This window comes from Bifidobacterium sp. FKU, from assembly GCF_026016385.1.
Lineage (GTDB): Bacteria > Actinomycetota > Actinomycetes > Actinomycetales > Bifidobacteriaceae > Bifidobacterium > Bifidobacterium infantis.
The window spans coordinates 2,496,008-2,508,592 of the sequence record NZ_CP092888.1; the positions used below are offsets into that span (position 1 = coordinate 2,496,008).

The 12,585-nt window shown below is 60.8% G+C and carries 7 protein-coding genes; 1 reads left to right on the forward strand and 6 read right to left on the reverse strand.

Annotated elements, in window-relative coordinates; translation table 11 throughout:
* Positions 1 to 26 precede the first annotated feature (26 nt).
* The 6 genes from MMB48_RS11155 to MMB48_RS11180 all read right to left on the reverse strand — a co-directional run bounded on the left by MMB48_RS11155 (position 27) and on the right by MMB48_RS11180 (position 10,841).
* Positions 27 to 1,865, reverse strand: a complete 1,839-nt coding sequence (locus MMB48_RS11155) for an ABC transporter ATP-binding protein (RefSeq protein ID WP_032743822.1) — start codon at positions 1,863 to 1,865, stop codon at positions 27 to 29.
* 74 nt (positions 1,866 to 1,939) lie between these two features.
* Complete coding sequence (locus tag MMB48_RS11160) at positions 1,940 to 3,811, reverse strand: ABC transporter ATP-binding protein (protein ID WP_032743821.1); 1,872 nt, start codon at positions 3,809 to 3,811, stop codon at positions 1,940 to 1,942.
* 234 nt (positions 3,812 to 4,045) lie between these two features.
* Positions 4,046 to 4,576 carry a MarR family winged helix-turn-helix transcriptional regulator gene (locus MMB48_RS11165; protein ID WP_032743820.1) on the reverse strand — a complete coding sequence of 177 codons (531 nt, stop codon included), beginning with the start codon at positions 4,574 to 4,576 and terminating at the stop codon, positions 4,046 to 4,048.
* A 143-nt stretch (positions 4,577 to 4,719) separates the two neighbouring features.
* Complete coding sequence (locus tag MMB48_RS11170) at positions 4,720 to 6,243, reverse strand: amino acid permease (RefSeq protein ID WP_032743819.1); 1,524 nt, start codon at positions 6,241 to 6,243, stop codon at positions 4,720 to 4,722.
* Positions 6,244 to 6,430: 187 nt separating this feature from the next.
* The gene (locus MMB48_RS11175) at positions 6,431 to 10,051 is read right to left on the reverse strand and encodes an FtsX-like permease family protein (RefSeq protein WP_032743818.1); all 3,621 of its coding nucleotides are present in this window, start codon (positions 10,049 to 10,051) and stop codon (positions 6,431 to 6,433) included.
* 88 nt (positions 10,052 to 10,139) lie between these two features.
* The gene (locus MMB48_RS11180) at positions 10,140 to 10,841 is read right to left on the reverse strand and encodes an ABC transporter ATP-binding protein (RefSeq protein WP_032743817.1); all 702 of its coding nucleotides are present in this window, start codon (positions 10,839 to 10,841) and stop codon (positions 10,140 to 10,142) included.
* Between the two features lie 246 nt (positions 10,842 to 11,087).
* On the opposite strand from MMB48_RS11180, the gene MMB48_RS11185 reads away from it, so the two are divergent.
* A complete protein-coding gene (locus MMB48_RS11185; protein ID WP_032743853.1) occupies positions 11,088 to 12,569 on the forward strand; it encodes an amino acid permease in 1,482 nt (493 codons plus the stop codon).
* Positions 12,570 to 12,585 lie beyond the last annotated feature (16 nt).

Here is a 12,585-nt window from a genome sequence, read left to right on the forward strand (position 1 = left end):
AATCCGCTAACGCAGGAAACAATCCGTCAGTCAGCGAGTGCGAACTGGCTGTTGTACAGATCGGCGTAAAAACCGCCCGCAGCCAGCAGCTCGTCATGGGTGCCGCGTTCGATCACATCGCCGTGGTTCATGACGAGAATCATGTCGGCGTCACGGATCGTGGAGAGGCGATGGGCGATCACGAACGACGTGCGCCCCACGGTCAGCGCGTCCATGGCCTTCTGGATCAGCTCTTCAGTACGGGTATCGACCGAGGACGTGGCCTCGTCGAGAATCAGGATCGGCGCATCCTGCACCATCGCGCGGGCGATGGTGAGCAGCTGCTTCTGCCCCTGGGACAGCGACGACTTGTCATCGAGCACGGTGTCGTAGCCGTCCGGCAGCGAACGGATGAAGTGGTCAAGACCCACGGCCTTGCACGCATCCTCGATCTGCTTGTCGGTCACGCCGGGCTTGGAGTAGGCGATGTTCTCGCGCACGGTTCCGCGGAACACCCACGTATCCTGCAGCACCATGGAGAACTGGTCGTGCACGTTCCAGCGCGGCACGGACTTGGTGTCCACGCCGTCAATCGCAATCGAGCCGCCGGAAATCTCATAGAAGCGCATGAGCAGGTTGACCATGGTGGTCTTGCCGGCACCGGTCGGGCCGACGATGGCGACCTTCTGCCCGGCCTTGACGGAGGCGGAGAAGTCGTGGATGATCGGCTTGCCCGGCTCGTAGCCGAACTGCACGTGGCTGAATTCCACGTCGCCCTTCACGTCGCGCCCGCCCGCATGGTCCGTGCCGAGCAGGGCCTGCTTGCCGGATTCGTCCTCCATCTCCGGCTCCTCAAGGAAGCCGAACACGCGCTCGGCGGCCGCCGCGCAACGCTGCAGGTTCTGGAAGGCTTGGGCGAACTGCGCCAACGGCTGGGTGAACAGGCGGATGTACATCATGAACGCCACGATCACGCCGAACTCGATCTGGCCGTTGAGTGCGAGCGCCGCGCCCACCACGCACACCACCACGTAGCCGAAGTTGCCCACGAAGTTCATGAGCGGCATCATCAGGCCGGAGAGGAACTGCGACTTCCAACCCGACTCGTAGAGGTCCGCGTTGTACCGTTCGAAGCGGCGGATGGAATCCGCCTCGCCGTTGTACGCCTTGACGATGAGGTGACCGGCGTACATCTCCTCGACGTGGCCGTTGACGTCGCCCAGAGCCGTCTGCTGCCGGGCGAAGTACTTCTGGGAGGCCTTCATGATGACCATCATGATGATCAGGCCGATGAGGCTGGCACCGATGGCGCACAGGGTCATGATCACGTTGTTGTAGAACATCATCACCAGCGCGCCCACGAACAACGTCGCCGAGGTGATCAGCGAGCCGAGCGACTGGCCCAGCGTCTGGCCGATGGCGTCCACATCGTTGGTGATGCGGGACAGCACGTCGCCGTAGCTGACCTTGTCGAAGTATTTGAGCGGCAACCGGTTGATCTTGACCGAGATCGATTCGCGCAGCCGCTGGGCGGTGCGCTGGGTGACGTTGGCCATCATCCAGCTCTGCACATAGCCGAGCACGGCGTATCCCGCGTACAGGGCCACCAACGTCCAGGCGATGTGGCCCACCGCGCCGAAATCGACCGAGCGCATCACCGGCCTACCGTTGACGATGGCGGGCAGGCCTTTGACGATCTCGTTGGTCATGTCCTTGAGCTTGTCCGGGCCGACGATCTGACAGACGGTGCCGATCGCGCCCAGGATGAGTGCGACGATGATGACGGGAAGATAGTTGCGGCAGTAGTTCACGAGTTTGCCCATGACTTTGCCGAAATCATGGGGCTTTTCGACGGCGCGCCTGCCGCCCATTGGTCCTCTTGGCATGGTGTTCAGTCCTTTTCGTTGTGCCTTGCCCCTCCGGTGAGGGGATGTCCGCGTGGGGGGGGAAAAAAAATGCCTTACGCCGTAAGCTCCGACTGGCTGAGCTGGGATTCGGCGATCTGGCGGTATACGTCGCAGTGTTCGAGCAGTTCCCGGTGCGTGCCCTGGCCCACGACCTTGCCGTCGTCGAGCACGACGATGCGGTCGGCGTTCATGATGGTGCCGATGCGCTGGGCCACGATGAGTTTGGTGGAGTCCTTGGCTTCGCGGGCGAGCGCGTCGCGCACCTCGCGGTCAGTCTTGAAGTCGAGCGCGGAGAACGAGTCGTCGAAGATCAGGATCTCCGGATGCCGGTACACCGCGCGTGCGATGGACAGTCGCTGCTTCTGGCCGCCGGACACGTTCGAGCCGCCCTGTGCGATCGCGGCGGCGTATCCGCCGTCCATGCGCGCCACGAATTCGCTGGCCTGCGCCACGTCGGCGGCGGCCTTGACGCGCTCCATCCGCTCGGCCGGCAGGCCGGCGTCCTGCGCGGCCTTGTCCGCGGAGAGCAGTGCGGTCTCGTGCTTGCGGCCGGAGGCGGTGGAGCTGTCCGTCATCTCGACCTCCGCCGGGTCGCCCGGCTGATCGCCGTAGCTCACGTTGGAGGCCACGGTGCCCTTGAACAGCACGGACTGCTGCGGCACGTAGCCGATCTTGTCGCGCAGGGTCTTCAGGTCGTAGTCGCGCACGTCCACGCCGTCGACCAGCACCTGGCCTTCGCTGACGTCATAGAAGCGCGGCACGAGGTTGATCAGCGACGATTTGCCGGAGCCGGTGGAGCCGATGAACGCCACGGTCTGGCCTTGCGTGGCGGTGAAGCTGATGCCTTCGAGCATCGCTTCGCGCGAGTCCGGGTAGGTGAAGCCGACGTTGCGGAATTCCACGGTGCCGCGCTGGCCGGTCTTGGCCACGTCGGCGGCGGTCTTGGTGCCGTTGCCGACGATCGGCTCGGTGTCGAGCACTTCCATGATGCGCTGCGCCGAAACGTCGGCGCGCGGCCAGAGCACGAACACCATGCTCATGAGCAGGAAGCTCATGATGACCTGCACGGAGTAGTTGGAGAACACGACCATGTTGGAGAACACGGTGAGCTTGTCCTTGAGCCCGGCGGCGTCGATCAGGTAGGCGCCGATCCAGTAGACGGCGAGCATCAGACCATTCAGGACGGTGTTCATCAGCGGCATCATGAACGCCATGACGCGGTTGGTGAACAGCTGGGTTTCGGTGAGGTCCTTGTTGGCCTTGGTGAACTTGGACTCCTGGTAGTCCTCGGCATTGTAGGCGCGCACCACGCGCAGGCCGGTGAGGTTTTCGCGGGCCACGAGGTTGATGTTGTCGGTCAGGGCCTGCATCGCCTTGAACTTCGGCATGACCATGGCCATCATGATGGTGATGGACACCAGCAGGACCGCCACGGCGATGCCGGTGGCGAGCGTCCATTCGAAGCCTTCGCCGGCGATCTTGCATACGGCCCATACGGCCATGATCGGCGACTTGACGATGAGCTGCAGACCCATGGTGATGAACATCTGCACCTGCGTGATGTCGTTGGTGGAGCGGGTGATGAGGCTGGCCGTGGAGAACTTGCTCATCTCGGCCGGTCCGAAGGATTCGACCTTGCGGAATTCGAGCGAGCGCAGACGCTGGGTGAACGAGGCGGCCACGCGCGCGGCTATGTAGCCGGTGACGACGGCGCACGCCACGGAGCCGAGCGAGATGAGCAGCATCTTGCCGCCCGCGATCCAGATGTCCTTCATGTCGCTGCCCGGCGTCTCGACCAAGGTGGTGATGTCTGACATGTAGTCGGGCAGTTTCAGGTCGAAGTAGACCTGCCCGACGATGGTCAGCAGGGCGACAAGCATCTGACCGATCTCCGCTTTGGAGAGGTATTTCATGATGCGGAACATTGATTTCCCCTTGTATTGGTGTGGTTGACGTGAATGTGGTGTGGTGTTCGGTTGGTTGGATTAGTGGTGTTGATCGGTTTCCGTTGTCTGAATAGTTTCCACGGTTTGGTTACTTACACTGTGAGATATTACGCATGACTCTGGGCATTCGCTGTGAGCCCCCGGGATTACGCTCTGCGCTCAACCGAGGGGCGAACGGGGCCGCCCGCGCCCGGCGCGGGGCAGACGGAGCCTCTACCGTTCGTCGCCCCGCGCCCGTCCGTCCTGCATATGCTCGGCCACGCGCCGGTCCCGTTCGGCGAACGCCTCGCTCACCTGCTCCGCGGTCGGCCTCGGCTGGCCCGGATGGCAGATCGACATGTACGTGGTGAATTCCGAGAGCAGTTCGACGAACGCGCGCGTGCGCCGCTCCCCCATCTGCGAGAAGATCCAGCAGATCGCCGAACGCATCTCGTCCATCATCCGGCGGGACTGCTCGCGGCCGGAATCGGTAAGGTTCACGCGGATGATGCGGCGATCATCGGGGTCGATGTCGCGCGTGACCCAGCCTTTCTTCTCCAACGCCGACAACACCGTGGAGATGCGGCCGGAACTGGTCTGGAGCGCGGCGGCCAGCTGCGATGGCGACTGGGTTCCCTTGATGGACAGCTCCCGGAGCACGAACTGCTCGCCGTGGGCCCCGCGGGTGAATTCCCTCTGCATCTTCGAACGGTTGCCGCATACGCTGGCATACAGTTCGCTGACCGCCTCCTGTTCGAATCCCATGCGGGCACCATCCGTTTCCGTTCATTGTGCGGCGAAGCGCCGCGGACGCCCCCACAATAGCTCACACCGTAAACAATTCAACACCGCAAGCCAATTATCGGCGCCGCAGGGCGGGGCGGCGCGGCGGCGAACCCCGGCGCCCGTCACCGTCCGCGGTTCAGCGCGGCCTTGAGATCACGGCTGCGGTAATGCTCGCGCAGCATCGAGAACCCGCCGAACCCGATCAGCCACACCAGACCGGCGATGGCCGAACTGCGGGTGTCGTCCGCCAGGAACAGCGTCAGGTAAATGAACACGAAGAACACGATCGCCACCGTGTTGAGCACCTTCCACGCGGGCATGACGAACCCGTCCGCGATGAAATCGGCGGAACGGCGGTACCTGCGATGCGCCAGCAGCGTCAGGATGTAGATGAACAGGAACACCGCGGAACTGGCGGACGAGAACAGCACGAACGCCCCCGAGATACCGGGGATGGCGTTGACGATCGGTGACAGCAGTATCAGCGCCGCGGACACCAGGATGGCGCGGGCCGGCACCTTGCGATCGGACACCTTGCCGAGCTTGTTCAGCATCGGGTTCGGCGACACCTCGGACAGCTGGTACAGGTGGCGGCCGGCGGAATACAACAGCGAATTGAGCGACGAGGACGCGGCGGTGATCACCACGAAGAACACCAGGGCGGACGCCCAGTTCAACCCGGCATACTGGAACACCATGATGAACGGGGAGGCGAAGGAGCCGTCCTCGTTCGGCTTGAACGAGGTCCACGGCACGATGCACATGATGGCCACGAGCGCGCCCACGTAGAAGATGAGCACACGCACGATGATCTCGTTGACGGCTTTGGGCAGCACCTCACGAGGATTCTTGGTCTCGGAGACGGTGACGCCCACGAACTCGAGCAGCTCATAGGCGAAGAACACCATCTGGAAGCTCATGAGGAAGGCCATCCAGCCGTTCGGGGCGAACGAGAAGCCGGCGAACAGGTTGTCGAGTCCGGCGTGGCCCGCCGGGCTCACATGATCCACGCCATGAATCCGCGCGGCCGGGTAATGGTAGCCGATCACGATCATGACCACGGCGGTGACGATCATCGCGCCGATCAGCGTGATCTTGATCATCGAGAACCAGAATTCCACCTCGCCGAACACCTTGACGGCGATCAGGTTGACGGACACCAGCGACACCAGGAAACACAGCTCGATCAGCCATTTCCAATGGGTCAGGTCGATGCCGAACGTGTCGAAGAAGGTGATGAAGTACGTGGAGACGGCCGTGATCTCGGTCATGCCCAGCAGCACGAGCGCGGCCCAATACGTCCAGCCGGCGAAATGCCCCCATCCGTTGCCAAGGTAACGGGTGATGAAATTGATGAAGGTGTGCTGGCTGGGGTCGCGGTACATCATCTCGCCGATGGCGCGCATCAGGAAGAACATGATGACGCCGACCAGGATATACACGAAGACGATCGAGGGGCCGGTCAGCGCCAGCGACTTGCCGGACCCCAGGAACAATCCGGTGCCGATGGTGCCGCCGATGGCGATGAACTGCACGTGGCGGTTGTTCAGGCCGCGCTCCATCTCGTTGGTCCGGTCCAGGCTTTCGACAGACTTGAGTTTGCCCGTAGCCTGCTGTGCACCACCATTCACATTCGTATCGGCCATACTGATTTCATTTCTCTTCTCCGCCGCCCGATTGTTACGCACCGGACGCGATACTCGTTCAAAACAAGTTCAGACTGTATCACCGAAATATGTCACGAAAACGCTCAGCTCAAGAATACATGCGATGATGCTGTAAGTATTCCGCCAAAAAAGTTCAATTCACCAACACCAAATTGAACTTCCGTCTCTATTCCACGGACTTGAGCGAGCTGACCGGGTCTACGCGATCGAGCACTGGGTTGGTGAACAGCTGCACCAGCAGCGCGAACGCCAGCGTCGCCACCACGGCAATCGCATAGCTGTACCAGTGCACTTCCACTTCGAAATACAGCGACGGCATATTCAACGCAGCAGTCAGTAATCCGCCTATCCACCTGCCAAGCGGCAGACCAACCACCACACCCATACCGGTCAATATCATCATCTCGCGGTTCACGTAGTTGTGCACCTCGCGGTCATAGAAGCCCAGCACCTTCAGTGTGGCCATCTCGCGGATGCGTTCGGACACGTTCGTATTGGCCAACGTAAACAGCACCACCAGCGCCAGACCGCCGGCGAGCCCCACAATCAGCGCCACCACGGCACCCATCAGATCGAACTTAAACGTGGCGGCCAGATGCGCACAGCTCACGGCCTTGAGCACCGACGATTCCTCGCCCAACCGATCCGCATATTCGGCCTGTTCGGTCTCGGAACCTTTCAGCTTGACGAGCATCGCGTTCCACGTCAAGGTCGAGGCAGTGCCATCCCCCGAAGCCGAAGACGTCACACCGTCGGCCGCAAACTTCTGGTCGTACAGTCGCTCACTGATGTACACATCAGAGCCAACAAGATTGCGCGTCACGGCCGCGACCTGCACCTTGGCCCGGCTGCTGCCGCCATTGCCCAGCGTGACGGTGTCGCCGGCATGAATATTCAGCGAGTTGGCGGCGGACTGCGACACAATCACGCCACTATCGTCCAACGCTACAGTGCCACCACCCGCTTTGCCGAAGATATTGGGCAGTCCGAACCATTCATCATCGCCGGCTTGTTCCAACGTGACCATATCGTTCAAGATATTCAGCGAATCGTTGGGCACGGTCATCAGCTGCACGGTTTCGCTTTCCTGCGCCGCATTGCTCATTTCGCCGCTATCCACGCGCAGATTCAGCGTTTCGGTGGCCTGGCCATCTTCTGCCACCTGCTTGCGCATCGCGGCGGCGTTATCGTCATTGGCCACCACCATCAAGTCATACTGGTAGATCTGCTCATATTGCTTGACGCCAATCGTGTCGACGGTGTCGTTAATCGCAAATCCGCAGATAATCAGCGCTGTGCAACCGGCCACGCCGCCCACGGTCATAATCAAACGTGACTTGAATCGGAAGATATTGCGCGCAGTGACTTTGCCGAGGAAGTTCAGCCGGCTCCATACCGGGCGAATTCGCTCCAACAATATGCGAGCGCCCGTCTTCGGCGCCTTCGGCCGCATCAGCGCGGCGGGCGTGTGCCGTATCTCCTCGCGGCAGACGAGCGCGGTGACCACTCCCACACCGACCACGAACAGCACGATGCCGGCCGAGCCGTACAGCCAGTCGTATTCGAGTCGTACACCGGGCAATATATACAGTCCCTCAATCACCACCAGCAGGAATGCCGGGATGCCGAGGAATCCGACCAGCAGACCGATGCCGCCGCCGAGCAGGCAGGCGAGCAACGCGAACAGCAGATACCGGCTGGACACGGCGAGTCCGCCATAGCCGAGGCCAAGGTAGGTACCGATGAGTCCGCGGTCTTCCTCGACCATGCGGGTCATGGTGGTCAGGCTCATGAGCACGGCGACCAGCAGGAACACAATCGGGAATGCGCGGCCGATGGATTCGATGGAACTGACATCTGATTTGAGCGAGCTGAATCCGTCGATCGAGGCGCGCGTCTGCACATACCAACGTGCGTTGGCCACATCGTCGATGCGCCGTTGCTGCTTGGCGAATTCGCTTTCCGCTTCGCTTCGCTTCGCATCGAGTGCAGACTGCGCATCATCCAGTTTCGCCTTGCCGTCCGCGAGCTGTTGTTCGCCTTCTTTCAGCTGCCGCTCGCCTTCTTCGAGCTGCTGCTTGCCGCTGGCCAGTTGGGCGGCCTGCGCTTCAAGTTGCGCCGACTGGGTTTCGAGGGTTGCGGCATTCGCTTCGAGTTCCGCGGATTTGGTATTGAGCTGTGCCTCTCCTGCAGCCGCTTCCTGTTCCTTGGCGGTCAGTTGCGCGTTCTGCTGGTCCAAGGTGGATTGTGCGGGGGCAATGGTTTCGTTTAATGTGCGCTGCAAATCGGCTTTCTGCTGGGCCAGACTGTCTCGCTGCGTTTGCAGTTCCGTTTGCTTGGCGGCCAGCTGTTGCCGCAGCTCACTGATTGACGGCACTTCAGGCAGGGTAATGCCAAGGCGCGCGAGCAGTTGCTTGATGGCCTGCCATGTGGGTGAGTTGAAGTCGATATTCGGGTCAAGTTGCGCCAGTAGATTGTCGGCCTGTTGAATCATGGACAGCATCTGATCAATTTGTGCCACGCCTTGGTCGATTTGGATGATGCCCTGTTCGATTTTCGTGCGATTGGCGGTCAGTTCCGTTTGCGCCGCATCGAGCTGTTTGCGAGCCGAGGTGAGCTGCGCTTTGCCCGATTCGAGCTGGGTGCGCGCTTCGGCTATCTGCTGGCGACCTTGCGCGATCTGTTGACGGGCCGATGCAATCTGCGCACGTCCATCGGCGAGCTGCCGTTCGCCATCGGTAATGGTTGTCCTGTTGTTCTCCAATTCGGTACGGCTATCTTGCAATGTCGTTTCGTTGGCTTCCAGCTCGGCCCAGTTGTCGTCGATCTGCTTCTGGGCTTCGTCCAGCTGCTCGTTGGCCTCGTCTTTGGCATCGTCCAGTCTGCGCTGCGCGCTGGAGACGATCTGTTGACGACGGGCTTTCTGGCGTGTGGCCTGTATCTGATGCTCGATATGGTCGGCCACGGTTTTGACGGCTTCATCGTAGGCATCGGAAAACGTGTCAAAATCGGACGCACCAGTGACGGCAACCGATATCGCAGTGTATATATTGCCGGTCACGCCGTCGCTGGGTGCAAAGAACGTATAGTCCTCGGATGAGGTGGACCGGAAGGAGGTCATGCCCGAATAGCCGTCTGGATTGTTGAGGTCGCGCGGGTCGAGTACGACGCCGGTGATGGTGAGTTTCGTGGGGAACTGCGGGGATTGCTCGGCGTCGGCGTCCGTATTGGCATCGTCAGTCTCCGTGGCCGCTACCGATATGACGGATGAAGAGGTGTCTTGTGGCGTCACAGTAATGGTGCCGCCAATCTTGAGTCCGCTATCGTTCAGGAATTGCTGCGTAACCGCCACTTCGCCGGCCTTGTTCGGCAGTTTGCCCTGCCGTATGTACGGCTGATTAAGCCCTTCGGTACCGATTTCCTGCATGGTCACGGTTTTCTTGGTGCCGTCCACCAACGTGGTCACCGTCTGAGAACGTTCGGGCTGCACGGTTTGCACACCGTCGATTCGGCGCAGTGCCGCTGCATCATCACCGGTCAGGCCGTATGTGGATAGCACCTGCAGGTCATGCAGTCCCTGCTGATCGTAAAAACGACCGGCCGCCAGAAAAGCATCGCGGCATCCGGCGTAGATGCCGGTCAGCACGGCCACGCCAAGCAGCGTAATGACGGCGATCGAGACGAACCTCTTCCAGCTGCGCAGCCAGCAACGCAACGTATCTTTGGCAAATACCGCAGAAACGCCCACTCCTCGACCGCCGCTATCGTCGAGGGTCCGCCGTTTCACAGAATGTTTCACAGGTTGTTTCACGAATCGCCTCGCTTGTTTCACGGGGCGTTTCACAGAGTGTCTTGCAGTGAGCATCGCCAATCACCTACCATTCGATATCGGCGATGGGCTGCGGCGTTGCGTTGACCTCCTCGCTGGTCACCTTGCCGGAGCGGAAGCGAATCACTTTATGAGCCATCGGTGCAAGCGCGGAATTATGCGTGATGATCATCACGGTCATGCCTTGCGTTTGGCAAATATCCTGCAGCAGTTGCAGTACTTCCTTACCGGTCTCGTAATCGAGCGCACCGGTCGGCTCGTCACACAACAGCAGCTTCGGCTTTTTGGCAATCGTGCGGGCGATGGATACACGCTGTTGTTCGCCGCCGGACAGTTGCGCTGGGAAGTTCCCCATGCGCTCCCCCAACCCGACCTTGCACAAGGTTTCCACCGGGTCGAAATGGTCGGGACAAATCTGTGAGGCAAGCTCCACGTTTTCCAGCGCGGTAAGGTTCGGCACAAGATTGTAGAACTGGAAAACGAAGCCGATGTCGTTGCGCCGATAGGTCACCAAATCGCGCTTGCGCAATCCGGTGATATCGCGATCGCCCACAATAACACGGCCGGAAGTCGCGGCATCCATGCCGCCCAGAATGTTCAACGCCGTGGTCTTGCCTGCGCCCGACTGGCCGAGGATGACGCTTAGCTCACCTTGATCGGCGGTGAAACTCGCCTCGTCGAGCGCTCGAATCACACTGCTGCCGGAGGGGTATTCCTTGACCACATGATCGAATTCGATATACGCCATCACGCACCTCCGACAGTTCCCACCACGGCGCGTCACATCGGCGAAGCCGTCTGCGTTCCCTTGTTCCCTTCCAGTAAAACAACACCATGACGGTTGCGCAACCAGCATATGGATCGTGAGTCGCCGGTCTCGCCCAGTGGCGGTGGGCGTTGCTATCACGCCATACGGCGTTTTACAATGGCGGGCATCGCGCATGGCGGGGTCGCCATCCATGCCGATAGTCAGAGGAACCTGGGGAAGGGCATCATGAGCACCAACGATACGTCCGAACAACCGCGCGAAACCGACGATGTGCCGGTGCCGGCCACGCTGCGCAAGTCACTGAAGAACCGTCATATCCAGCTGATTGCACTGGGCGGCGCCATCGGAACCGGCCTGTTCTATGGTTCCAGCGAAGCCATCGCGCTGGCCGGCCCCTCGATTCTGCTCGCCTACTTGGTCGGCGGCTTCGCAATCTTCATGATCGTGCGCGCGCTGAGCGAAATGTCCGTTGAGGATCCGGAGGCGGGCGCGTTCAGCTACTACGCCACTCGCTACTGGTCCAAGCGCGCCGGCTTCATCTCCGGTTGGAACTACTGGTTCAATTACATCCTCGTCTCCATGGTGGAGCTGTCAGTGGTGGGGTCGTTTGTGAACTACTGGTTCCCGGCGATTCCGACATGGGTGTCGGCGGCCGTGTTCTTGGTGATTATCTGCGCCGCCAACCTGCTGGGCGTCTCCAAGTTCGGCGAGTTCGAGTTCTGGTTCGCCATTATCAAGATTGTGGCCGTGATCGCCATGATTATCGGCGGCCTGGCCGTCATCATCTTCGCTCTGCCCACCACATCCGGTATCAAAGCGAGCTTTGCCAACTGGTTCACCTTGGAAGGGGGCTTCTTCCCGAACGGTCTCATGGAGCAGACTAAGGACGGCACCTGGACCGGTCTGTTGATGGCGCTTGTCGTGGTGATGTTCAGCTTCGGCGGCACCGAGCTCATCGGCATCGCCGCCGGCGAAACCGAGGACCCTCGTCGTACGATTCCCCGCGCCACCAATGACATTATCTGGCGAATTCTCGTGTTTTACATTGGCGCGCTCGGCGTAATCATGGCCGTAATACCGTGGAACACCATCGGCGGAGACGATGCTCCCAGCCCGTTCGTGCAAATCTTCGATTCCGTGGGCATCCACGCGGCCGCCGGCATCCTCAACTTCGTGTGCCTGACCGCCGTGATGAGCGTCTACAACTCCGGCCTGTACGCCAACTCCCGCATGCTGTATTCGCTGGCCAAGCAAGGCAATGCGCCCGCGTATCTGGGCAAGCTCAACGCTAAGGGCGTGCCGGTGGCCGGCGTGCTGACGTCCGCCGTGATCACCGCCATCGCCGTGGTCGTGGTGTTCGTGTGGCCCGAGTTCGCGTTCAACTATCTGATGTCGATTGCCACCATCGCCGGCATCATCAACTGGACGATGATCATGTTCACCGAGATGAAGTTCCGTAAGGTGGTCGCCGCGGGCGGCGCTCCCGAGGATTCCGAGCTGGCCGGCAAGTCCGGCAAGGAAGCGCTCGACGCGATTCACTTCAAGCTGCCGTTCGCTAAGGTGACCCCGTGGGTGGTGTTGGCGTTCTTGGCACTGGTGGTGGTGCTCATGTGCTTCTCCGCCAGCTACCGCGTCGCCGTCATCGCCGGCGTGATTTGGCTCGCCATTCTCTTTGCGGCCTACCAGCTCACTCAGGCGAAGAAGTAGAGCCTCATTTGCGAAT